Here is a 23,013-nt window from a genome sequence, read left to right on the forward strand (position 1 = left end):
CGGATCGGCATGTCGCGATCTGCACGGGGCCCGCGGCCCGAGGGCCGGTGCCGGCGTTCGACCGGCCGCGGGCCTATGAGGCGGCCGTGGCGTGGTCACGGAGCCAGTCGCGGTAGTGGGTACCGGCCAGCGGGGTATCCGGGCTTGCCAGGAGGGCGTCATCGGGGACGGCAGCGAACATACCGGCCGATTCGTCGGTGACGACGAGACGGTCGTCGTGCTGCGCCGCCAGGGTGATCCGGCCGAGTTCGTCCAATGCGAAGACCTCCGGGCCGGCGATATTGCGGATCCCCTGTAGCGGCGCGCGGGTGGCGACTTCGACCACCGCGTCGACGACATCGGCGGCTGCCATCGGTTGCAGGCGGGTGCCGGGCAGGCGGACGGTATTCCCGTCGGCGGTCCAGGACAGTACCGAATCCATGAACTCGAAGAACTGGGTGGCCCGGAGGATGGAGTACGGCGTGGGACCCCATTTCACCATCTGCTCCTGCCGCGCCTTGGCGCGGTAGTAGTCCAGTTGTGGCACCTTGTCCACGCCGACGATCGAGAGCACGATCTGATGTTTCACGCCCGCGTGCTCGCCCGCGGCGAGCAGGTTGTCCATCGAGGTGCGGAAGAAATCCAGGGATGCTTCGCCGAAGGTGGGCGAGTTCGCCACATTGGTCACCACATCGGCGCCCGCCAGCACCTCGTCCAAACCCTTCCCGGTGATGATGTCGACGCCGGTGGACGGTGCCGCGGCGACGGCCTCGTGGCCGGCCGCCGCCAGTTTCTGCACCACCTGCGAGCCGATTCGCCCGGTACCGCCTACGACTACGTGTTTCATTCTCCCGCCTTTCACGGCATGGCCCCGGTCGCGCCGGGGGATTTCACGGAAGTCGGTTGCTCTGCGTGTCCGGTGTTGCGCACGGCGCGGGAGTGGCTCCGCCGTGCTGCGGTGGCCGGGCTACCGGTCACCACCCTGCGGGTCCAAGGAAACCAGGAGCAGACCCCGGTAGCGGATCACCCGGCTAGGGTGAGGTTGGGCGGATACCTGCATCCAGTAGTTGTCGCCCCGGCCGGAGCCGGTGGGTTCGTCCCTGTCGGAGGTGGGTTTTTCGATCGATCGCCACCATCGCTTGCCTATACGTATACTTCTACATATAATGAGTTCATGCCGAATAAGACCATCTACGTAGCCGATGACGATCTGCCCCTGTTCCAGCGAGCGCAGGAGCTTGTCGGCGGCAATCTGTCCGGTGCGGTGGTCACCGCGTTGCGGCGGTTCATCGAACTGGAGGAGGGCCGGCTCGAAGGTTTTGACGAAGTGGTGTTGCGGGTCGGGCACAACGGGGTCCGGCAAGTGCGATTCCAGGGTTCGCTGCTCGGCGAACACCGGGACGTCGACGTGGAACGTATGGAGCACCTGCGGGTGTTTCGGGGCAGAAAAGGCAAGTTCGCCTTACATGCGCAGTACTCGAATTGGTCGGACTATCCCGAATCGCAGAACTGGCTCCGCGATATGAAGAACTGGCGGCGCATGCTCGGTATCGAACAGGACTGGGGCGATTATCGGCTCACCGTCACCGACACGCTGGAGGAATTGCAGGGAAAGATTCCGGACGAGCTGTACCGGCGGGTCGCCGATATAGCTGATCGGCCCCAGGTGGAAGAGCTCGACATCTGATCTTTTCCGGACGCGGCGCGCGCCGCTGACCCGCCGAACCATTCACGCCACAACCTGGGAGCCGTGTCGATAAAACATGCCCTTATTCGCATTCAAATATGTATTCCAGGGAAGGGAACATCATGGACAACGGGCGCAGTCCCACGATCCGCGCCACCGGCCTGCGGAAATCCTATGAGGAAAAGATCGTGCTCGGCGGAGTCGATATCGCCGTTCCCGAGGCGACGATCTTCTCGCTACTCGGCCCGAACGGTGCCGGGAAAACCACGACGGTGCAGATCCTGAGCGCCTCATCGCCGCCGGCGCCAGATCCGCGTCGGCGGATACGAACCCACCGAAGAACCTGACGCCGTGCGCTCGATCATCGGCGTCACGGGGCAGTTCGCAGCCGTCGACGAGCTCCTGACCGGGCGGGAGAACCTGCACCTGATGGGCGATCTGCACCACCTGCCCGGGCAGCGCACCAAAGAACTCGCCCAGGAACTGCTGGACCGTTTCGCACTGACCGACGCCGGAGACAAACCCGCCTCGACCTATTCGGGCGATATGACCCGCCGGTTCGACCTGGCGATGACCCTGGTCGGCGACCCCTGCGGCGGGATCTCGGCCTCTAGTTGCGTTCGACCTCGATCGGGTGGGTGGCCAGCAGTGACAGCGGCAACGGCTGCCGCCGCAGCACCTCGGCCCACAGATCGGTGCGACGGCTGGTGATCGGATCGCTGGGCAGTGCCGACACCACGATCCAATCGTCGTTGTCCAGTTCGCTGTCCAGCTGACCGAAGGTCCAGCCGGCGTACCCGGCGAAGATCCGGACACCCTCGACCAGTGCTCCGATCCGCTCCGGGGCGGTGTCCAGATCCACCAGCACCACCCGGCCGTCGACCCGCCGTACGCCGGGCACACCGTCGATGGACGCACCCACCCGGACGGTAGCCAGGCACAGCGCGGCATCGCGTTTGACCGGACCGCCCACGAACAGCGTGCGAGGCTGCGCGCAGACTTCGCTCCACTGCGGCAGCACATCGTGCACCGCGGTTTCACTGGGCCGGTTCAGCACCACACCCAGAGTTCCGGCATCGTTGTGCTCGATGATGTAGACAACCGTCCGGCGGAACGTCGGCTCGGCCAGGTCGGTCGAGGACACGAGTAGTGAGCCGGCCCGCACCGTCTGTTCGTCCTGCCGGCTACCGCGACGACCGGGGCCGGGTTCGTGCCCGCCACCGCGGCCGCCCCGGGTCTTGCGATCATCGGGGTCATCTGCCTGCGCCACCAGGCCATCATCGCAGTTATTGCGCAATTGCGCCCCTCTGATCACCCGTTCGCTTCACCTGGTGTTCGGATGGGCGTCGGTTTCCGGGCCCTCCGGACACACCCGAATGCATGTGGTTGCGAGCGCCGCCCGCCGCGGTTCCCCGTCAGGCCGCCTGCCGGTGCCGGTCCTTGCTCGCCCCCACGAAGCACGGGCGTGGGCCCTCCGTGGTCACGCCGCCCGGCCTGACGTGATTCGCCCATGCTCGTAGAGTCAGCCGTATGCGACCCCCTGAGGTGCTTCTCGGCAACAGCGACGACGTGTACGACTTCTACCGTGCGCACCGGCAGAACCGGATCCAGGCGATGGGGGCCTATGCCCTGCTCGGCAGGCGTTACCGGCCGCGGGTCGGCTACGCCGACGGTGCCCGCACCGCCATCCGCGAACTGATTCGCGCCCGCACGCCGCTGCTGATCGCGGTCAACCACCTCTCCCGGCTGGATCCGTACACGCTGGCGGCGGCCGCGTGGCGCAGTGAGTTGCGGCCCGTTATCGGGCGCACCCGCGTGCTGGCCAAGGACGAACTGTTCGTCGAGGAGAAACTGCGGCGCCGGATCGACATGATGGGGGGCATCCCGGTGTTCCGCGGCACCGATCACGGGTTGCGGGCGGTGAACGCCGCCGGGCAGCGCATGATGGATATCTGCGCCGAACGCCTGGCCGAGGGCGACAGCCTGGCCGTTTTCCCGGAGGGCACCTGCAACGATGTGGACCCGGCGCAGGTTCAGCCGGTCGGCACCGGGATCGGTCATATCGCGTTCCGGGCCGCCAAGCTCGGCGTCGCGCCTGCGCTGCTGTGCCTCGGGTTGAGTTACGGTCCGCGGCCCGGCCCCACCGTGGAGCCGACCAAGGAGGAAGCGAAATCGGCGAGCTTCCATTTCACCGTCCCTCGCACCGAGCTCCCGGCCCGCCCGGCCGAGATCGCCCGGCTGGTCCGCGCCGATCTCCAGCAGGCGCTGGACGGAGCCGTCGCCGGGTACTGAGCGGAGCGTGTCGCCGGGGGCGTTCCGAGCTGTCGGAGGGACCGCCGGTCAGCCGAACGACTGCTCGCCGAAGCGGGACGACCGGAGTCCGGCACCGGTTGTGGTGCCGGTCGACCGGAGCGGTCTCCTGCGAAGGCGTTCAGTGGTGCCCGGTATCGCCGCCGCGCAACGGTGCGGTTCGGGATCCGAGCGGCCCACTGCGCCTACGTGTACGGCTCAACGCATCATTGTGGCAACGCGAGGCATCATTGTGGCAACCCGAGCCGGTCGCGGGCCCAGTGCGGGACCATCGACAGGTACTGCGGCCGGGTTTCGATGAAATGCCCGACCACCCGGCACATCGGCAGCGCGCCGAGCCCTTCGGCGCCGGTCGCGTGTAATGCCGCTTCGACCAGGTCACGGGCATAGCCCTGACCTTCGAAGCGCGGGTCGATCTCGGTATGGACGAACGCCCGTTCACCGGCGGTGTCCTGATATTCGATGTAGCCCGCGACCTCGCCGTCGACCGTGATCTCGAAGCGTTCCAGTGCGGTGTTGTTGCGGACGTCCGTCGGCATGGCTCGACGCTACTCGTTCGACCGCGAAAATTCGCCTCGATCGGGTAGCCGGTGCGACAAGTCGCCTCCGGTGTCAGGACATTTCGATGATCGCTCGCCCGACGATCTCCCCGCGGGCGAGCGCCCGGTACGCCTCGTCGGCCTGCGCGAGCGAGTAGCGGCGGGTGATGACCTCCTGCGGCCGCACCGTATCGGCGGCGACCATCCGCAGCAGGGCCGGCATATCGGTGCGGGCTTTCGCGCCGTAGGAGCCCAGGATCTCGAGTTTGCGCCGGACCAGCCGGGCCAGGTCGATACTGCCGGTGGAGCCGGCGGGTGCGATACCCACGACCACCGCGCGGCCGCCGTCGTCGAGGATATCCAGTGCCGTCGCGAAGGTGGCGGGACTGCCGAGCGCCTCGAAGGCCACGTTCACGCCGTGGCCGCCGGTGAGTTCCCGGACGCGTGCGGCGGCGTCCTCGGTGCGCGAGTTCACCGTGTGGGTTGCGCCGAGTTTCGCGACGGCGGAAAGCTTTTCGTCGCTGATATCGACGGCGATGATCTGGGCGACCCCGGCGGCCGCCGCGAATTGCACAATCGAGGAGCCGACACCGCCCGCCGCGACCACCGCGATCCGATCACCGAGACCGAGTTCGGCGGTGTGGATCGCGCCGAGCGCGGTGAACGAACTGCAACCGAGAATCGAGACTGCGTCGAGGCCGACTTCCGCGGGCACGGCGAAGACATCGGAGGCGGGGACGACACAGTATTCGGCCAGTCCGCCCATCGAGTACATGGCCAGCGGTGTCCCGTCGTGTCGGGCGAGTCTGCTCGTGCCGTCGTAGAGGGTGCCGTTGAGCCGGTTGTGCGCGAAGAATTTCTCGCACAGATCCTCGGCTCCCCGCACGCAGTGCCGACAGTCCCCGCACGGCATGATGAAGCTGCACACCACGTTATCGCCCACCGTGATATTCGCTACGCCTTCGCCGAGTTGTTCGACGACGCCGGAAACCTCGTGACCCAGTACCGCGGGTGCCGGGAACTTCACCTCGGACCTGAGGACGTGCAGATCGGTGTGGCAGACCCCGCAGGCGGTCACCCGCAGCAGCACCTCGCCTCGCCGGGGTTGCGGTACCGGGATGTCCTCGACGACCAGCCGGGGCTCGCCTCCGTAGAAAACTGCGGCCTGCACAGCACTCCTCCTCCGCCAACTCACTCGTTGTCCCCGCACTCGTCTCCGGGGGACACGATCACCGTCTCAGAACTACCCTGCCGCCGGACCGGCTTCGGCGAAATCCCCACCGACCTCTCGCCGGTCGGCTCGGCTCCACCCGGCAACCCAGCCGCCGCGAAGTTCAGTGCTCCTCCACATTTCCCACCCACGAACCATGGGTGGGGTCCGCCCCTGGTCCGGAGCGTCGGAGCGGGGCCGAAGCGGAGGAGTGCAGGGGGTGACAGGGCCCGCCCTCGAGACGTGGAGCGCCTCCAAAATTACAGCCCGTCCCTTCGCAGATGGTCTACCTCGCGAGCCGGATTCTCATCGCCGAGAGGCGGATGGTCTACCCCGAGTGCAGGGGCAACGGCTCTCCACCCACGCCACCGAAGGCGGTCTGCCCGAATCCGGAGAGCACTGCTCTTGACATATCGGCAGCAAAGTGCGATCGTTGTTCACAACAGAGAGCAGCGCTCACTAAGGAGAATTCGATGACCGCCGCCACCCGCTACCTCGCCCCCACCGGTTTCGACCCGATCTTCAACCGCATCGTCAACCTGCTGCCCAAGCTGGGGATCAGCATCGCCGGCTCCCGGTTGCTGGCCGTGCGCGGTCGCAAATCCGGCGAATGGCGGACCACCATGGTCAATGTGATGACCGCCGCCGACGGTGAGCGCTATCTCGTCGCGCCCCGCGGGCATACCCAATGGGTCCGCAATCTCCGGGCCGCCGGTACGGGCGAGTTGCGGCTCGGTCGCAAGACCGAAACGTTCACGGCGGCCGAGGTCGCAGATGCCGACAAGATTCCGCTGCTGCGGCACTACCTGGAACGCTGGGGCTGGGAGGTCGACCGGTTTTTCGAAGGCGTCACCAAGAACGCCACCGATGCGCAGCTCGCCGAAATCGCGCCGGGGTTCCCGGTTTTCCGGTTGGACCGCGTGCGCTGATCAGGCGCCGGCCGCGCTGCGGGCCAGCAGGAAATCGATTGCGGCGACATAGCCGTAGCCGCCCATCCCGGCGACCACGGCATCGGCGATGGGGGAGATGTAGGAGTGGCGGCGGAACTCTTCACGGGCGTGCACATTGCTGATGTGCACCTCGACGATCGGTACCTCCGGTATGACCAATGCGTCGCGCAGCGCGACCGAGGTGTGGGTCAACCCGCCCGGGTTGATCACGATTCCGGACGTCGTCCCGCGCGCGGCGTGGATCCGGTCGATCAATTCGCCTTCGGAATTGGATTGGAAATGCGCGATATCCCCGCCCCGCGCCGCGGCGGCCCGACGGCACAATTCGATTACATCCTCGAGGGTCTCCGTGCCGTACACCTCGGGCTGGCGAGTACCGAGCATATTCAGATTGGGGCCGTTGAGAACGAGGATCGGACTGCTCGAGGTTTGCGGGAAGGAGGTGCCGGGCATGGCAGCAACCTTACCGACACCCCGAACGCGTGCCGAGGGTTCTGAGCTACCGTTACGGGGTATCTCTGCAGTGGAACCGGAGTTGCGGGGTAACGCCACAGCGTCGTGGACCGATCGGTAGCGTAGCGAAGCCGGGTGTCTTCCGACGGCCCGGTAAATGATCACGGCCGGTTCGGCGGCGAGTTGGGTACGGCCACAACTACACACAGTGGAACAAGCTATGGTTTCGGGTTTGCGGGCACGCGCCAGCAGGCATTTTTCAGGTACGGTGGTCTTGTTACTGGAGTGGCAAGAGTGAAGAGTGGGCGACATGGATGTGTGGGGATCCCGCCGCTTTCGCTTCCGGGGCGCAGTGGCCCTTACGGGGGTGGCGGCTCTGGCAATTGCAATGGGATCGTGCGGGTCCGGCACCGAGCAGGCCGGTCCCGAATCGGTCGTCGACCAATTCACCGAACTGCTCGACGAGGGTGATCACGCCGCGGCAGCCGAACTGACCTCCTACCCGTCGGCGGCGTCGGCAACTCTGGAGCAAATGTTCGACGGGCTCGAAACCGGCCATGTCGACTACGAGAAAACGCAATTCATCGGACTGGATGCCGAAACCGGGATCTTCAGACTGGATGTGCACTGGAACTTCGGCGAGCGCAAGGACTGGTCCTACGATCTGGAAGGCACCATCCGCAAACTCTCCGACGGGTGGAAGATCTCCTGGGATCCGGCCGTGGTGATGCCGCAGCTCGAGCACGACCGCAGCGTCCGGTTGGTGCGGACGACGCCCGATCCGGCGCCGCGCGTGGTGGACAATATCGGCAAACCGCTCATGACCCAGCAGACGATCAATGTCATCCAGCTCGATCCCGCGCGGATGCCCGACCAGGTGGCCTCCACCGACGCACTGTCGCGCGCCATCGAACCGGTCGCCCCGTTGATCACCGGCACGTCGCTGCGGGAGAAGCTGGCCGCGGCCGGCGGTCAACCCATTACGGCCGTGAGCCTGCGCGAAGGTGATTTCGCGATCCTGGAACCGGAGATGGCCCCGATTCCCGGTGTCGTGATGAAAAAGGAGCCGCGGCTGATCGTCTCCGATCGCCGGATCTTCTCCCCGATGCTCGACGCCATGACCAACGTTTTCGAGGAAAGCCAGGAAAAGCATTCCGGCTGGGCCGTCCAACTTTTCGAAAACGGGGAATTCGTCAAACAATTGGCCGGTCATCAAGGTCCGGCCGGGCCGGATATCGCCGGCACCATGGACCAGCGGCTGCAACGCGCCGCCGAGGATGCGGTGGTGAGCGTCGGTTCGCCGGCCTCGATCGTGGTCACCCAGCCGTCCACCGGCGCCGTGGTCGCCGTGGCCCAGAACAACTACTCCAGTGCCCAAGGGCCGGTCGCGTTCACCGGGTTGTATCCGGCGGGCGGCATGATGGAGCTGTTCCGGGAGGTGGCCGCGGCGTCCGAGGGCAAGTCCGCGAAGGATGTCTCCGATGCCGAGGCGGTGGAGGCCGCGGCCACGCTCGGCGTGGGCGTGGACTTCCGGGTGCCCGGCCTCGAGGAGGTCACCGGTCGACCGGCGGGCGCCGGCGACGCCGAACCGGTCCGTCAGGGCGGTGGTTCGGATGCACTGCTGGCCAGCCCCTTCGGGATGGCGATTGCGGCGGCGGCCATCGGTGACGGCACCCTGCGGCCACCGATGATCGAACGGGGCCGTCCGAGCGGAACCGACGCCCCGACAGGGCCGCTGCCCGGGCCGGTCGCCGATGCGGCGCGCCGGGTGCTGCATGAGGGGATGAAGGCGCCGCAGATGGCGCGTTTGCGCGGGTTCCGCGATGTCACCGGGTATTCCGCCAAGGCCGGTGACGACGGCTGGCTCATCGCCACCATGGGTGATCTGGCCTTCGCCATCCATATCGCCGATGTCGACAGCGGCGATATGGTCGTGCGGATGGGGGAGCGGATGCTCGCATCGTTCGCGAAACCCGACGAGTGAGGTCCGGCGCCCCTAGTCGAGCGCCCGGATCGCCGCACGCCAGCCGAGCAGGAACAAGGCCAGTACCGACGCCGCCACGATGACGAAGCTGATCGCCGTGCCCTGGCCGCCGGCCACCCGGAGCGCCATACCGACGACCAGTGTGCTCGACCAGATCACCAGGCCGGTCGGCCGCAGGCGCATACCGTTGAACGGTTCGGTCTCCCGGCGCCTGCGGTACAGCAGATAGGAGGCGATCCAGCCGACGGCGAGTCCTGTCACGAACGGCCACGCAGTGCGCAGTAGACCGGCGAGTATCGCCTCGTCGTGACTGCGGCGCCCGATAATGCAGAACAGCACCACCAGCAGCGCATCGACAACGATCGGTCCCAGCCATCTCACACTGCGCAGCATAATGGGTCGCAATCCGGCGAACTCCGTCCGGAGACCTGTCCCCGGGGCCGCTGCGCTGGGGGTCAGGCGTTGCGCCGGGTGAACTCCTGCTCGTATTCGTCGTCCTCGGCATTGCGATTGCGGAACAGGAAGGCGAATACGATCCAGCCGATGACGGCGATCAGGACGAAACTCACCAGCCGGTAGACGAACGCGGCCGCGACCGCCTGGGCCGCCGGCAGCCCGGCGGCCGCGGTGAGCCCGTAGATCAAGGTCGCGTCCACGTAGACGATGCCGCCCGGCGCGAACGGAATGGAGCCCACCGCCTTACCGGCCGCGAACGCGATGAGCAGACCTGCCCACCGGGGATCGCCGCCGATGGCATAACAGGCGGCGCCCAGGCAGGCGACATCGGCGAGCCGGTGCACCACCGCCCAACCGGTGACCCAGGCGCCGTCGCGGGTGCCCATATCCACCGATTCGACCTGGGCCAGCATCTCCCGGATCTTCTCGCGCCCCGCATCCGCAGGACGTTTGCGCAGGTGGTTGACCAGGGCCAAACCGCGCCGGAACACCCCTTCGAGGGTGCCCGGATGGTGGGATGCGTAGTTACCCGCCCAGACCAGCGCCACCACGGCGGCCACCGACACGATGAGGTTGACCGGGCCGATCCGCCCACCGGCCAGCATCGTGCCGAGCACACCGAGCAGGGCGAGCCCGGCGGCCGAGACGACCCCGGAGAAGACGAGCTGCCACGAGGCGACCACCGGGCTGGCGCCCCAGCGCCTGGTCTGGCGGTAGGTGAACGCGGTGGAGAAAACCTGCCCGGCGGGCAGCGTGACCGACATGGCCGTCGCGCCGTACACCACGGCCACCGATCTATGCTGCCTGACCTCGACGCCGCCCGCCTTCAACAACTGCTTCTGTACCCGGCCGAAACCGGACATGGACAGCATTTGCAATGCGATACACGCCGCGACCCAGCCCCAATGGATTTCGGTCAGTTTCTGCCACGACTCGTGCAGCCGGGGATAGAGATAAACTCCTTCCCCGATCAACAACAGCAGCAGTACGGAAACGGCCAGCCATTTGAGCCACCGGAATCTCCGGGAGCGTTTCCGATTCTCCGGCGTATCGCCTACCCGGGACACAGCAGACGTATCCGCTGTATCACCGTTGGCAGTCACGAGCCCAGCCTAATGGACGCCGATGGCCTGCGACCCGGACCCGCAGCCGGGACTCACGGGAGCGCCTGCTAGGTGCGCTCCGCCTCGTCGGCGGCGGAGGGCGATTCGCCGGCCGCCGCGGCGGGCGCGGTGGCGGTTTCGTCCACGGAATCGCTCGGCCAGGACAATCTCGTCTTACGCCGCCGCCCGCGCAACTGCACTTCCTCGCCGGCGGTCCAATTCCGCTGCTCGCCCTCCTCGGCGAAATACAGTGCCGACCCCGAGGCCAGCGTCCGGCCCGGATGATCTTTCGCGAGTTCGGTGAGCCGTGAAGCCTCGTTCACCGGGTCACCGATCACCGTGTATTCGAATCGATTGGCCGCACCGATATTGCCCGCCACCGCCAGCCCGGCCGAAACCCCGATACCGATATCGAGGCCCGGAATCGACCGCAATGCCGCGCGGAGATCCCGGGCCGCTGCCAGCGCCGCAGTCGGCGCGTCCGGGCGGTCCAGCGGGGCACCGAATATCGCCAGCGCGGCATCGCCGACGAACTTGTTCACGAATCCGTGATGGCGATCGATCACATCGACCACCACGCGGAAGAATTCGTTGAGCAGATTCACCACCTCGGTCGGCGGATGTTCGGCGGCGGTGGCGGTGGAACCGACCATATCCACGAACAGCACCGCCACGAACCGGGTCTCCCCGCCGAGCTCGGTACCGTAATCCAGGGCCCGCTGCGCCACCTCGGCGCCGACATGCTGGCCGAAGAGTTCCTGTAACCGCTGCCGGCTCGCGGCCTCCTCCATCATCCGGTTGAAACCCACCTGCAGCAGCCCGATCTCGCTCCCGTCGAAAACCTCGACCTGCACATCGCGGGAACCGTTCTGCACCTGGTCGATGGCCTGACTGAGCTGGCGGACCGGATCGGAAATACTCGACGCCGTCAGCATGGACAACGCCAGCGCCTGCATGATCACCACCCCGCACAGCAGCAGGATCGAAACGGCCAGCGACTGCGCCGAGAATTTCACGTCGGACGAGATCTGGGTCACGCACAGCAATACGATCGCGATCGTGGGGGCGAAGGTCCCCATACCCCAGGTCATCGCCATCCGGGTACCGACGCCGGGCGTCAGGGTGTGATCGAAACGGCCCGCGCTGAGGGCTTCGGCGGCGACAGGGCGCAGGATCCGCTCGCCCAGCATGTAGGTGAAACCGAACACGATGGTCGCGGCCATACATTCGGTGATGATCACCGTACCGGCCAGCGCCGGAGTCTCGGAGATGATGGCGGTAGCCAGGACGGCGCCACCGAGAATCCACAACGCGAGATGCAGGATCGCCTGCCGCAGCGGCGCGTGCAGCGTCGCCATCTGTTCCTGCCGGCTGGGTGGTCCGCCGCGCACCTGCCAGCGCATCACCGGCCGCAGCATCAGCGCCGAGGCGGCCACGCTGAGCACCCCGCCGGTGACGAACACCACCGCGGGTACGAGTAGCCCGATCTGCCGGGTTCCGGGTTGCTCGCCCTCCGGCACCGGCAGCCCGTATTGGATGAATGCCCACACCAGCACCGCACCGAAAGCGTTGGCGAGCAACATCGAGGTGAGGTACAGCGGCCAGCGCGTATGCATGGTCTGTTTGACCGCTTCCAATGGCGCTGACACAAGTACTAACTTAGCGTCCGGCCCCGACGCCCTGGCGCTCCCGGGTTGGGCCCCGCGGGCCTGGGACGCGGTATCCCCGTACCGGGCGCGGCCCGGTGCGGGGCCTGTTCCCGGCGCGCTCGTTAGGCTCGGCCGGGTGACCGAGCCGAAACCGACTGCTGCAGACGCCGTTCACCCGATCGTGCGGCAGACCGCCGAATGGGCCTGGCGACTGCTGGTGATCTTCGCCCTGGTGGCGGTGCTCGCGGCGGCCGTGCGGCGGCTCGACACCGTGGTGATTCCGCTGGCCATAGCGTTGCTGGCGGCCGCGTTGCTGGCTCCGCTCGTGGATTGGATGCAGCGCCGCGGTGTGCCGCGGGGGCTCGGGGTCGTGGTCGCCCTGGTCGGTTCGCTCGGCCTGGTGGCGGGGGTCGTCACCTTTGTCGTGGAGCAGTTCGTGGTCGGTGTGCCGCAGCTGTCCGACGAGTTCACCGGCAGCATCCACAAGGTGCAGGACTGGCTCATCAACGGCCCCATGCATCTGAGCGACGACCAGATCCGTACGGCCGGCGATGCGGCGATCCGCACGATCCAGTCCAATCAGGACACGCTGACCAGCGGGGCGCTGACCACCGCGACGATGATCGGCCATATCCTCACCGGCACCTTCCTCACGCTGTTCATCCTCATCTTCTTTCTCTACAGCGGATACCAGATCTGGGAATTCGTGACCCGCATCGTGCCGCGCGCGCACCGCGAACAGGTGCGGACCGCGGGGGAACTCGGCTTCGGGTCGCTGGTGGGTTTCGTGCGGGCCACCGTCGCCGTCGCGGCCGTGGACGCGATCGGTATCGGCGCCGGACTGGCGCTGCTGGGGGTCCCGCTGGCGCTACCGCTGGCCTCGCTGGTGTTCATCAGCGCGTTCATCCCGATCATCGGCGCGTTCCTGGCCGGTTTCGTGGCGGTGTTCATCGCCCTGGTCACCAAAGGTTTCGTCACCGCGTTGATCGTGCTGGGCATCATCGTCGCGGTGATGCAGGTGGAAGGCCATGTCCTGCAACCGCTGTTGCTCGGCCGGGCCGTGCGGATCCATCCGCTGGCGGTGGTGCTGGCGATCGCCGCGGGCCTGGTACTGGGCGGGATCGCGGGCGGTCTGCTGGCAGTACCGCTGGTGGCGGTGCTGAATACCGCGATCCGTTCATTGCTCGCCGAGGACCCCGAAGAACTGATCGCGGAATTGGCCGCGGACCGCAAGGGTATCTATGCGGCCGAACCCGACTCACCCGAACATCCCACGGCCCCCGGCTCGGAGGGGACAGGGCGATTCGCTATCGCCGCGCTGCTCGCCGAAGCACAGCGCAGGCTGACCCTGCCGCGGTCGGCCGACGCCGAACCTCTGGATCCGCAAGCACCGGGATCCGTGCCGAACCCGGTCCTGGCCGCCGCTGCGGAGCGCGTCACCGCCGGGGACCCCGGCCCACCGGAAGGACACCCGGGGAAGACTCCGCCGGCCGATCCGGCCGACCCCGATGAAACGGGAGGTCACCAGGCCTGATTCGGCAGCGAAGGCCCACCGTATCGGGGAATGCCCTGATGCGGGACGGGGCCGCTGCTGGGTAATCTCGAAACCATGAATGGCCCCGATCCGGTATTCGACGGTGCGGGTCCCGGTAGCCAGGTCGGCAACCGGGACCTGCGTGTTTCCGATGCCGAACGGGAACACGTCGGACAGTTGCTGCAACGCGCGGTGGGTATGGGCATGCTGTCGCTGGGCGAGTTCACCGAACGGATGGATACCGCGCTTGCCGCCAAGACCCGCGGTGAGCTCAATTCCGTGCTCGTCGATCTGCCGGGCGTGCGGTTGATCGGCGAACCCAGCGTGCCGCAGCCGGGCCCGGGCAAACCCGCACCGCTGCCGCAACCCGGCGATACCGCGCGGGCGCCGCTGTCGGGCGTGGTGCAGGGCGGAATCATCCGTCCTCGGATGTCGGGGGTCACTCGCCGCGGCGACTGGCAGGTCGCGCCGGTGTTACGGGTCAACAGCTGGCTCTCCGGGGTAACCCTGGATTTCACCCAGGCGGTGATGACCACCCAGGTGGTGGAGATCCAGGTGGACGACTACGCCAGTTCGCTCACCTTGATCGTCCCGCAGGAGGCGACGGTCGACCTGGACCGACTGGAACTGATCGGGTCCAGCGTGAACAACAAGGTCCGCAGCGGTCCCCCGATCGGTCCGCTGCATCTCCTGGTACACGGCCGGGTCCGGTTCGGATCGGTCACCGCCAAACAACCGTTCATGGCCCACTGGCGGCGCCTGTTCGGCCAGTGAACCGTGTATGAGACTCGCGGCGTTGCGGTGGCGAGATTCGCGGTGTTGCCGCGGCACGAGTTCCACGGGGAGAAAACAGCACAACTGGCCGATCGCTCGAGCCGGTGTGGGCCGGGCCCGCAGCGCGGTCATCGCCCGGGGCGCCGCAGTGCCCCGGCGCCCGAGACAGCGGACGTCACGGGTGTGCACGAGCCTCGCCGACGGCAACGGCAACCCCACGACGAGCAGTCACTACTCCGGATTTTCGCGGCGGCGCAGCAATTCGTTCACGCTGACCGAACGTCCTTCACCGTGGTGTCTGCCGGTCTCATCGGCGGTGGGCGGTGTTCCGGCCTGCTGCCGGCGCGCCGAACGCAGACCGGCCATCCAGGATTCGATGCTGTTGCGTTCCCGGGGATCCGGTTCCTGTTGCGGACCCGCCGATCCGGCCGATTGTTCGGCCAGGCTGTCCGGTCGCGGCCGGGCCGGCGGGGTGGGCCGCGCCGGCGGTTGCGGATTACGGGACTGGGCGGGCATTTCCGGTGGCAGGCCACGGGGCACGCGGCGCGGCAGGTCCGGCAGGCCCGACTGGGGAGCAGCCGGAGATCCGCTGCCCGGGTTGGAGACGCGGGGCATCGGCCGTGGTTGCGAACCTTGGTCAGGTGCGGAACCCGAGTCCGGGTAGCCGGGCGGCCGCTGGTTCTGAATCGGGCGCGGCGGGGCCGGCGGCCGGCCGGGACCGGGCTCGGATCTACCACCGGACGGTTGTGGACCGGCCGGGCGCGGCGGTGCCGGGGGCCGGCCGGGAAGCCGCAGGGAGCTGTCCTGCCGGGGTGCCGCCGGATCATTGTTTATCCGCGCCTGCTGTGGTGTCGGCGGCAGCGGCGGGGCATCCGCGGCGGTCGGGTAGACGGTGCGGCCTGATACTTCGCGGCTCTCGGCATCCTCGACCGGTTCGGAGGCGAACAGCCCACGCAGGGTCGGCGTCGCGAAGCCGGATGGACCCGGCTGCGGTGGTCCGGCGTTCGGGCGGCCGGGCGCACCACTACCCGGCGTGGTCTGCTGCCCTGCCTGGTTCCCGGCCTGGTCAGGGCGGGGTTGATTCCCCGGCCGGCCTGCGCCGGGCTGGTTGCTCGGCCGGGGCGGCCTGGATGGGCTACCGGGTTGGGCCGGCCCGGACGGGTTGCCGGGGCGTGCCGGGCCTGATCGACCGCCTGGGCCGCCCGGCCGACCGGGACCGGGTCCCGGAGGTACAGGAGGCGATTCGTTGCCGCGGTCGGTGGCGCCCCGAGTGCGACCGGATTCCGGTGCACGGCCAGGAAGCGCCCCGGGACCGCTCTGCCGGGGAACTGCGGCGTCGGTGGCGCCGCGGTCGGGACCGGTGGCTCGCGAACCGCCGGCGGAGTCGTCGGCCGGCGGCCGAGGGCGGTGCGGTGGGGGTGGCTGGGATCCGCGCGCGGGTGCCCGGTTCTCTTCGGCCGCCGGGCGGGTGTGCCGGCCGGTCGCCGTGGGATCGTCCTCGCGCCCGCCCGGACCGAGCTCCTCGCCCGCCGGTGGGGTGGCGCGTGGCCGGGTGGGGTCGGGTGGCGTGGGCATCGATTGTTTCGGCGCGGTCGGTGTGGAAGCGGCCGGTGCCTGTTTGTCGGCGCCCTTGCGCGCACTCTTGGGAACCGCGCTCATATGCGCGGTGGGGGCGGCCGCCTCGATCTCCTCGCGGCTGCGTTTGAGCACCGGTGTCTTACGTTGTTTTTCCGATGCGAGCGCGGGCATCTGCATGGTGACGGGATCGGTGACCGGCGTCGTCTTGACCAGGTCCACCAGATCGCCCGCACCGGGGCGCTCGTCGTCCAGGATCGGTTCGCCGAGGCCGATCTTCTGCTGTATCCGTTTCATCCAGGCCGGTGCCCACCAGCAGTCGTCGCCGAGCAGTTTCATGGTCGCGGGGACCAGCAGCATGCGCAGGACGGTGGCATCGATGATCAGCGCGGCGATCATGCCGTAGGCGATGTACTGCATCATCACCAGATCGGAGAATGCGAACGCGCCGGTCACCACCAGCAGGATGAGGGCGGCGGCGGTGATGATCCGCCCGGTGTGCGCGGTACCGATCCGTACGGCTTCGGTGGTCGAGGCGCCTTGGGCGCGGGCCTCGACCATCCGTGACAGCAGGAAGACCTCGTAGTCGGTGGACAGGCCGTAGATGATCGCGATGATCAGCACCAGCACCGGGGACATGATCGGCTGCGGGGTGAAGTTCAGCAGGTCCGCGCCGTGGCCGTCGATGAATATCCAGGTCAGGATGCCCAGGGTGGAACCGAGGCCGAGCACGCTCATCAACGCCGCCTTGATGGGCAGCACCAGCGAGCCGAAGGTCAAGAACATCAGCACCGTCGTGACCAGCAGCACCACGGCGATCATCAGGGGTATTCGGTCGACCAGGGCGTCGATACTGTCGCCCTGGAGTGTCGGCTGCCCGCCGACCAGCATCGTCACATCGTCCGGCACGTCGATCGACCGCAGATAATCCACGGTGGGCCGGTAGTTGTCGGAGTCGACAAGCGTCGCGTCGGTGCGGAACACATTCGGCTGGTCCGGGGATTGCGACGGCACCGCGAAGCCGGCGGCATCGGCCAGACCGGGCGCCTTATCCGCCTCCCGCAGCAGTTTCCCGATCGCGGAGGTGTTCTCGCTGATGAAGATCAGCTGAATCGGGTCGGACTGGCGCAGCGGGAAGGTTCGATCGAATTCCTCCTGCGCGAGCCGTACGTCGTTGTCCGGCGGCAGGTACTTCTCGCTCATACCGCCGAAGGCCAGGTTCTTCACCGGGATGATCAGCAGCAGCAGCCCGACGCAGATCGGGATGGCGATCTTGAGGGGATGCTGCATGACCCAGGTGGTGGCCCGCCCCCAGATACTCGCCTCGACCTCTTCCGCGGATTTGGTCTTGCGCATCTTCTTGAAGCTCAGCATGTCCACCCGCCGCCCCAGCACGCCGAGCATGGCGGGGAGCAGGGTGATGGAGCCGAGTGCGGCCAAGGCGACAGTGGCGATGGTGCCGTAGGCCATCGATTTCAGGAAGCCCTGCGGGAACAGCAGGAGTCCGCCGAGGCTGGCGATGATCATGGTCGCGGAGAACACGACGGTCCGCCCGGCGGTCATCACCGAACGCCGGACAGCGGCCGGGGTGTCGTACCCCTCGGCCAGTTCCTCCCGGAATCTGCTGACGATGAACAAGCCGTAGTCGATGGCCAGACCCAGGCCGATCATCGAGACCACGGCACCGACGAAGGTGTTCACGTCGGTGAGCTGCGCCACCCCCGTGAGGATTCCGTTCGCCGCGATAATGGTCAGACCGCCGATGATCAGCGGAAGCGCGGCGGCGACCACACCACCGAAGATGAAGAACAGCAGGATGCCGACCGCCGGGATGGCGAGAAGCTCCATTCGCTTCGTATCGTGCGCCATGGTGTCGTTGAGCGTGCCCGCCACCGGTTGCAGGCCGGCGACCTGCACGTCGACCCCGTCGATGAAGAAAGCTTCCTGGACGGCGCGGTAGTTGCGGACCATGTCGTCGTCGTTGTCGCCGACGATCGCGACAGAGGCGAAGGTTTTCGTCTTGTCCTTGGAACCGAAAACCGAGGGCTGGGCCTCGCCGGTCTCGGTCTTCCAGTAGGCACCGTTGACCTTCGCGATCTGGTCGGGGTGTTCCCGCGGCAGCCGGTTGAGACTGTCGACGATCTTGTCCCGGAACGCGGGATCGGAATCGACGGTTTGCCCTTCGGGTGCGGTATAGAGCACCAGCACATCGGCATTGTGATCGCGACCGAATGCTTCATCGGAGATCTCGGCGGCCTGCACCGATTCCGAATTCGGGTCGAACAAACCGCTGGAGGTCAGGTGATCCGCCAGCCCGAGACCGTAGGCACCCAGCCCCAGCATCCCTGCGACAACGACTCCGATAACGGCGAAACGCAGCCGGTAGACCAGATCGCCCCAGCGGGTGAACACTTTAAGCGACTCCTTGTGCGGGGCGAGAGGTGAGCAGCGCCGACAGCGGCCGGAACGGCTGCAGCCAGGCACCCTCGTCGGGCAACGAGTCGAGGCTCACCCGCGGGAGCGGTTCACGGAATACGCCCGGGATGTCCTCGAGGTCGACGAATTCGAGAGTATCGGATGTTACGGCCCAACTCGCGTGCTCGCGGAAGCCGAGTACCTGAACCGGGATTCCGTCGGCAGCGAGCTGTTCGAGTGGTTCACGGAATGCCTGGCCGTCTGCCGAGGCCACAATGATTCCGGCCAGGCCCGCGCCCCGGGTGCGTTGCGCTATATGGCCGAGCATATCGGAGTCGACATCGGAATCTTCGTCGATCTTGGGCTTGGCGAAGACGGCGTAACCGACGTTGCGTAGCGCTTCCACCCACGGTCGCACCACATCGGCGGTGCCGGGGGCGATATTGGTGAATACCGTTGCTTCCGGCTCCACCCGTTGTTTCTCGCCGGCGGACAATTCGGCGGTGCGGGCGAGCAGCCAGCGGCCCAGCGCGTCGAACCGGGGCCGGTAGGCGGCAGTGGGACGGCCACCGAGAATCGCGCCCAGACCCATGTCGAGGTTGGGTGCGTCCCAGACCAGCAGCACGCGCCGGAGTCTGTCCGGATCGGGCCCGGTGGCCTCGGCACCGGGTTCGTGCAGACTTTCGGCAACCTCGCCGCCGGACGGGGCCATCTCACTGACGCTCATCATTCGATCTTGCCCCATATGAACTCGTTGATCGCACTTCCGGCCCGATGTGCCTTGCTCTCGAATTTGGTGACGGGGCGTTCGAACCCGATCGGTGCCGATTCGCGATGGTGGGCGCTCACTCCGCCGGTGGTTTCGTTCAAGCCGACGAGCAGGGGTTCTGCCGCGCCGACCGCCGCGATGTGCTCGGCGTAATCGGCGTGGTCGGTCGCCACGTGCAGTACTCCGCCCGGCCGCAGCCGGTCGGCGATGAGGGCGAGGGTGGCCGGCTGCAACAGCCGCCGTTTGTGGTGGCGCGCCTTGGGCCACGGGTCCGGAAAGAACACGCGCACGCCGGTCAGCGATCCGGGAGCAATCATGTTCTCCAGCACATCTACCGCATCGCCGCGCAGCAACCGGATATTACCGATCCCGTCGCGTTCGACCCGTTGGACGAGCTGGGCCAGGCCCGGCTGGTAGACCTCGATACCGATCAGGTTCAGATGCGGTTCGGCCTGTGCCATCTCGGCGGTCGCGGTGCCGGTTCCGCAGCCGATCTCGATGACCAGCGGCGCCGGACGCCCGAACCAGGCGTCGGCGTCGAGCGGTTCGTCGGCCACCTCGCGGCCGATCAGCGGCCAGGTGCGATCCCAGGATTTCTGCTGGTTGGGAGTGAGTGCACCGCGCCGGGACCGGAAACTGGTGACCCGCGGGTAGAGCCGGGATCCGGTCCGGTGCCGACGAGGTTCCCCGGTGTCACCGGAGGTATCCGAAAGGGTCACCGGAACGGACTCGGGGCTGGGGTGCACGGCGTCGTTCACGGCTCTATTGTCCCGCATGGCCGGTTCCGGGACGCAACGGACCGGGCCGTGGCTACCCGTTGGTAGCCGAGCGCGGACCGGGTCCGGCGCGCCGTGGGCGCTCTTCTGACAGAATGCGCACCGGAACAGGGGGTACCAACGGTGAGAGTCGAAAGATCGGACAGGTACATGCGGGAGGTGGGGGCAGCGGATCCGCTCGAGCGGATGATTTCGACGTTGCGAATGGGCGACGGAGTGGACACCGGTGTCGCGAACGGGATCGAGGCGGCGGTCCAGCGCTGGCGGTCGCTACCGCGGGCGCAGGTGGCGGGTCGCGCCCGGTCCGGGCGCACCACGGTGGCCGAGGCGCTGGGACTGGCGCACGGGGCCGAGACCGCGCCGGTCGACGAACCCGGTTTTCCGGACCCCGTGCTCGACGCCGACATCATCATCTATGTCCTGGCCAGCACTCCGTCGCCGGGGGACCGGCGGATTCTGGGAATGCTACCGCCGGAGCGCACGCTGGTGGTCGTGAACAAATCCGACGCGATCGGCACCGGCTGGGCCGATGCGGTAGCAGCCGCGGACCAGTTCTCCCGGGCGTTCGGGCTGCCGGCCTTCCCGATCGTCGGAAGTCTCGCCGCGCGAACGGTCGCCGGTGCGCTGCGCGAGGCCGATCTGGCGCTGCTGCGCCGGCACGCCGGTAACCGTTCCCTGTCGGCGGTATCGGCCGAGGCGTTCGTCTCTCCGTCCGCGGGGCCCGATACCGAGGAGCGGGCGGATCTGCTCGAACGCTGGGATCTGTACGGCATCGCTTGTGTGCTGGCGGCGCTCGAACGTGAACCCGATCTCACCCCGCAGACGGTGCTACAGATCCTGAACACCGTAAGCGGGATCGAGCCGGTGGCCAGCCTGCTCGGATTGCGCTATCAACAGGCGATATCCCGGCGGGCCGGCGGGCTGGTCGACGAACTGACCCGGCTGGCGGCGCGAGCTGTCCCGCAGGGCACCAGCCGGGCGCGTGCGCTGATCACCGAATACCTGGACACCGACGAGGCGAGGTGGCTGGGCCTGTGCGGCGGACTGGTCGACCCGGCGGTCTCGCATCTGGCCGCCGGTTATCCCCGTTTCGAACCCGAGGACGCCGACGACGCCCTGGCCCGCGCCATCCGCTGGCGGGCCGTGGTCGCCAGCGACCTGTCGCCGGCCGCCCGCCGGGCCGCGGTACGCGTACACAACGGCTACGTCCGGGTATGGGAACGGATGAGCAGTGTCGGACTCTGACCGGGGGTCGGATACCGGGTCAGGAGCAGGCTCTGCCGCCACGGCTCCCACCTCGCACGGTGCGACGTTCCCCGAACCGGTCGCCGCCGTGGTGCGCCGCTGGAACCCCCAGGGGATGGCGTTGCTCGACACCATGACAGTCGCCGGGAACAACGGGGAGGTCCGGCTGCTGGGCCCCGACGACGCGAACACCACCCTGCTACGCACCGAACTCGCCCGTTTCGCACCCCGGATAGATCTGAGCGCACCGTCGGCCGACCTCGCCGGCGCTGCCTCGGGCTCGGGCTCGGTCACCATGCTCGTCCTGGATGCCGGTGTGGTGATCGGTGCCACCGAAGTCGATCTCGTCCGCCGGTTGAGCGCGGCCGGCAGCCGGGTGCTGCTGGTTCTGAACGGCACCCACGCCCATCTGGACTGGCAGTCGGTCCGCGACCGTAGCGCCGAACTCCTCGCCGCCGCCGGACTCGACTGTGAGATCGTGCCGGTTTCCGCCCGGCTGGCGCTCGCCGCCCGGACGGCCGCGGATTCGGCGCTGCTGGACCGATCCGGCCTCGCCTCGCTGCATGCCCGGCTGGCCGCACTCACCACCGATACCACCACCGTGGACACCCGCCGGTCCGCCGCGGCCGCGCAGGTGGTGGCCCAGACCCTCGACCGCATCGCACAGGAGGAGAAGCTGCTCGCCGCCGGTAGCGAAGCCGAAATGCTCCGGGCCGAACGAGCACGTCTGCTCGCCGAACGCGACGGCGGGCGGGCGGTCGCCGTATCCACGCTGCGTGCCCAGCTGAACTTGGCGCGGATGGATCTGCTGACCCAGGTGGGGCACCGGGTGCGCGCGCTGCACGCCGAAGCCCGCACCGAACTCGACCGCCTGGACCGTGCGGGCCGGGTCAGATTCCCGGAGCGCCTGCGTTCCGCCGTGGCGGCGCTCACCGATACGGTCGACCGCGATATCGCCGCCCGGCTCACCGAGTTGCGGGCGCGCGCGGCGGCCGCCGGGCCCGGCGCGCCGGACCGGGCCCCGGTTTACCGGCACGACCCGGCACCCACACTCGGCCCGGATCCGCAACCCCGTGGCCGGGGTGTCGAAGATCACCTCATGATCGTTGTCGGTGCGTCGGCCGGGGTCGGTCTGGGACGCCTGCTCGTCTCACCGCTGGCGTTGGTGCCCGCCCTGGACGTGGCCACGATCCCGGTGACCTTGTTGCTCGGCGCGGGTGCCGCGGCCTGGGTAGTACGCGCCCGCCGCCAGCTCGCTGACCGGGATCACCTGCGGCAATGGGTCGTGGACGCCGTCGCGAATGTGAAGGCCCAGCTCGAACAGCGTGCCGTCACCGCGCTGGTGGAGGCGGAAACGGAACTGTCCGACGAAATGGTCCGGTCTGCCGCGGATCGGATGCTCGCCGTGGACCGGCGCGTCGCCGAGCTCGAAACCGCGTTGCGCCGGGCCACCTCCGGACAGCCCGGCCGGCTTGCCGCCTGTGCACGTGACCGGCAGATACTCGAGCAGTGGACGCCGGATTCCGGAAATTAGTTTGTCCACCCCTATTGATAGGCAACCCGCTTCCATGGGGGCGGCAATACCGCGTTAACCTCTAGACAGGA

General features: G+C 67.8%; 19 protein-coding genes and 1 pseudogene. 9 read left to right on the forward strand and 11 right to left on the reverse strand.

Annotated features, from left to right (window positions below; genetic code table 11):
* Nucleotides 1–73: 73 nt before the first annotated feature.
* The gene (locus NFL01S_RS26375) at nucleotides 74–868 is read right to left on the reverse strand and encodes an SDR family oxidoreductase (protein WP_280507302.1); all 795 of its coding nucleotides are present in this window, start codon (nucleotides 866–868) and stop codon (nucleotides 74–76) included.
* Between the two features lie 285 nt (nucleotides 869–1,153).
* Here NFL01S_RS26375 and NFL01S_RS26380 point away from each other — a divergent pair, with 285 nt between their 5' ends.
* On the forward strand, nucleotides 1,154–1,666 hold the full coding sequence (locus tag NFL01S_RS26380; protein WP_062979016.1) for an EXLDI protein: 513 nt from the start codon (nucleotides 1,154–1,156) through the stop codon (nucleotides 1,664–1,666).
* A 122-nt stretch (nucleotides 1,667–1,788) separates the two neighbouring features.
* Nucleotides 1,789–2,257 (forward strand): annotated as a pseudogene (locus tag NFL01S_RS37145) (ATP-binding cassette domain-containing protein); the annotation flags it as partial.
* 19 nt (nucleotides 2,258–2,276) lie between these two features.
* Here the strand turns inward: NFL01S_RS37145 and NFL01S_RS26390 are convergent.
* Nucleotides 2,277–2,936: a YqgE/AlgH family protein gene (locus NFL01S_RS26390; RefSeq protein WP_084493283.1), complete on the reverse strand. Its 660-nt coding sequence runs from the start codon at nucleotides 2,934–2,936 to the stop codon at nucleotides 2,277–2,279.
* A gap of 260 nt (nucleotides 2,937–3,196) precedes the next feature.
* Here NFL01S_RS26390 and NFL01S_RS26395 point away from each other — a divergent pair, with 260 nt between their 5' ends.
* A complete protein-coding gene (locus NFL01S_RS26395) occupies nucleotides 3,197–3,958 on the forward strand; it encodes a lysophospholipid acyltransferase family protein (RefSeq protein ID WP_062979018.1) in 762 nt (253 codons plus the stop codon).
* A 245-nt stretch (nucleotides 3,959–4,203) separates the two neighbouring features.
* On the opposite strand, the gene NFL01S_RS26400 is transcribed toward NFL01S_RS26395, so the two are convergent.
* On the reverse strand, nucleotides 4,204–4,515 hold the full coding sequence (locus tag NFL01S_RS26400; protein WP_033246526.1) for a GNAT family N-acetyltransferase: 312 nt from the start codon (nucleotides 4,513–4,515) through the stop codon (nucleotides 4,204–4,206).
* 73 nt (nucleotides 4,516–4,588) lie between these two features.
* Nucleotides 4,589–5,686 carry a zinc-binding dehydrogenase gene (locus NFL01S_RS26405; RefSeq protein WP_062979019.1) on the reverse strand — a complete coding sequence of 366 codons (1,098 nt, stop codon included), beginning with the start codon at nucleotides 5,684–5,686 and terminating at the stop codon, nucleotides 4,589–4,591.
* A 512-nt stretch (nucleotides 5,687–6,198) separates the two neighbouring features.
* Between NFL01S_RS26405 and NFL01S_RS26410 the strand changes: the two genes are divergently transcribed.
* Complete coding sequence (locus tag NFL01S_RS26410; RefSeq protein ID WP_062979020.1) at nucleotides 6,199–6,654, forward strand: nitroreductase family deazaflavin-dependent oxidoreductase; 456 nt, start codon at nucleotides 6,199–6,201, stop codon at nucleotides 6,652–6,654.
* On the opposite strand, the gene aroQ is transcribed toward NFL01S_RS26410, so the two are convergent.
* Entirely contained in the window at nucleotides 6,655–7,128 is a 474-nt protein-coding gene (aroQ, locus tag NFL01S_RS26415) for a type II 3-dehydroquinate dehydratase (RefSeq protein WP_062979021.1), read from the reverse strand.
* Nucleotides 7,129–7,516: 388 nt separating this feature from the next.
* Between aroQ and NFL01S_RS26420 the strand changes: the two genes are divergently transcribed.
* Nucleotides 7,517–9,112 (forward strand): NTF2-like N-terminal transpeptidase domain-containing protein, encoded by a 1,596-nt coding sequence (locus tag NFL01S_RS26420; protein ID WP_084493273.1) that lies wholly within the window; start codon nucleotides 7,517–7,519, stop codon nucleotides 9,110–9,112.
* Between the two features lie 12 nt (nucleotides 9,113–9,124).
* On the opposite strand, the gene NFL01S_RS26425 is transcribed toward NFL01S_RS26420, so the two are convergent.
* The 3 genes from NFL01S_RS26425 to NFL01S_RS26435 all read right to left on the reverse strand — a co-directional run bounded on the left by NFL01S_RS26425 (nucleotide 9,125) and on the right by NFL01S_RS26435 (nucleotide 12,287).
* Nucleotides 9,125–9,493: a DUF3054 domain-containing protein gene (locus NFL01S_RS26425; protein ID WP_371851861.1), complete on the reverse strand. Its 369-nt coding sequence runs from the start codon at nucleotides 9,491–9,493 to the stop codon at nucleotides 9,125–9,127.
* A gap of 74 nt (nucleotides 9,494–9,567) precedes the next feature.
* The gene (locus tag NFL01S_RS26430; RefSeq protein WP_062979023.1) at nucleotides 9,568–10,671 is read right to left on the reverse strand and encodes a lysylphosphatidylglycerol synthase transmembrane domain-containing protein; all 1,104 of its coding nucleotides are present in this window, start codon (nucleotides 10,669–10,671) and stop codon (nucleotides 9,568–9,570) included.
* 68 nt (nucleotides 10,672–10,739) lie between these two features.
* Nucleotides 10,740–12,287, reverse strand: a complete 1,548-nt coding sequence (locus NFL01S_RS26435) for an adenylate/guanylate cyclase domain-containing protein (protein WP_210745227.1) — start codon at nucleotides 12,285–12,287, stop codon at nucleotides 10,740–10,742.
* A gap of 169 nt (nucleotides 12,288–12,456) precedes the next feature.
* Between NFL01S_RS26435 and NFL01S_RS26440 the strand changes: the two genes are divergently transcribed.
* Together NFL01S_RS26440 and NFL01S_RS26445 are read left to right on the forward strand one after the other, a co-directional pair.
* Nucleotides 12,457–13,854 carry an AI-2E family transporter gene (locus NFL01S_RS26440; protein WP_245670893.1) on the forward strand — a complete coding sequence of 466 codons (1,398 nt, stop codon included), beginning with the start codon at nucleotides 12,457–12,459 and terminating at the stop codon, nucleotides 13,852–13,854.
* Nucleotides 13,855–13,929: 75 nt separating this feature from the next.
* On the forward strand, nucleotides 13,930–14,628 hold the full coding sequence (locus NFL01S_RS26445) for a DUF1707 SHOCT-like domain-containing protein (RefSeq protein ID WP_062979025.1): 699 nt from the start codon (nucleotides 13,930–13,932) through the stop codon (nucleotides 14,626–14,628).
* A gap of 231 nt (nucleotides 14,629–14,859) precedes the next feature.
* Here the strand turns inward: NFL01S_RS26445 and NFL01S_RS37685 are convergent, their stop codons facing one another.
* Genes NFL01S_RS37685 through trmB form a run of 3 tightly spaced genes read right to left on the reverse strand, consistent with a single transcriptional unit; the run spans nucleotide 14,860 to nucleotide 20,163 of the window.
* Complete coding sequence (locus tag NFL01S_RS37685; protein ID WP_062979026.1) at nucleotides 14,860–18,615, reverse strand: MMPL family transporter; 3,756 nt, start codon at nucleotides 18,613–18,615, stop codon at nucleotides 14,860–14,862.
* A gap of 1 nt (nucleotide 18,616) precedes the next feature.
* Nucleotides 18,617–19,345, reverse strand: a complete 729-nt coding sequence (locus NFL01S_RS26455) for an NYN domain-containing protein (RefSeq protein ID WP_062979027.1) — start codon at nucleotides 19,343–19,345, stop codon at nucleotides 18,617–18,619.
* Nucleotides 19,345–20,163 carry a tRNA (guanosine(46)-N7)-methyltransferase TrmB gene (gene trmB / locus NFL01S_RS26460; RefSeq protein WP_062979028.1) on the reverse strand — a complete coding sequence of 273 codons (819 nt, stop codon included), beginning with the start codon at nucleotides 20,161–20,163 and terminating at the stop codon, nucleotides 19,345–19,347. The genes NFL01S_RS26455 and trmB overlap by 1 nt, the downstream gene beginning before the upstream one ends.
* A gap of 186 nt (nucleotides 20,164–20,349) precedes the next feature.
* Here trmB and NFL01S_RS26465 point away from each other — a divergent pair, with 186 nt between their 5' ends.
* Together NFL01S_RS26465 and NFL01S_RS26470 are read left to right on the forward strand one after the other, a co-directional pair.
* Complete coding sequence (locus tag NFL01S_RS26465; RefSeq protein ID WP_245670894.1) at nucleotides 20,350–21,408, forward strand: hypothetical protein; 1,059 nt, start codon at nucleotides 20,350–20,352, stop codon at nucleotides 21,406–21,408.
* On the forward strand, nucleotides 21,395–22,942 hold the full coding sequence (locus NFL01S_RS26470) for a hypothetical protein (protein ID WP_245670895.1): 1,548 nt from the start codon (nucleotides 21,395–21,397) through the stop codon (nucleotides 22,940–22,942). The genes NFL01S_RS26465 and NFL01S_RS26470 overlap by 14 nt, the downstream gene beginning before the upstream one ends.
* The last annotated feature ends 71 nt before the right edge of the window (nucleotides 22,943–23,013 follow it).

The sequence above is a fragment of the Nocardia flavorosea NBRC 108225 genome (genome assembly GCF_001613385.1).
Lineage (GTDB): Bacteria > Actinomycetota > Actinomycetes > Mycobacteriales > Mycobacteriaceae > Nocardia > Nocardia flavorosea.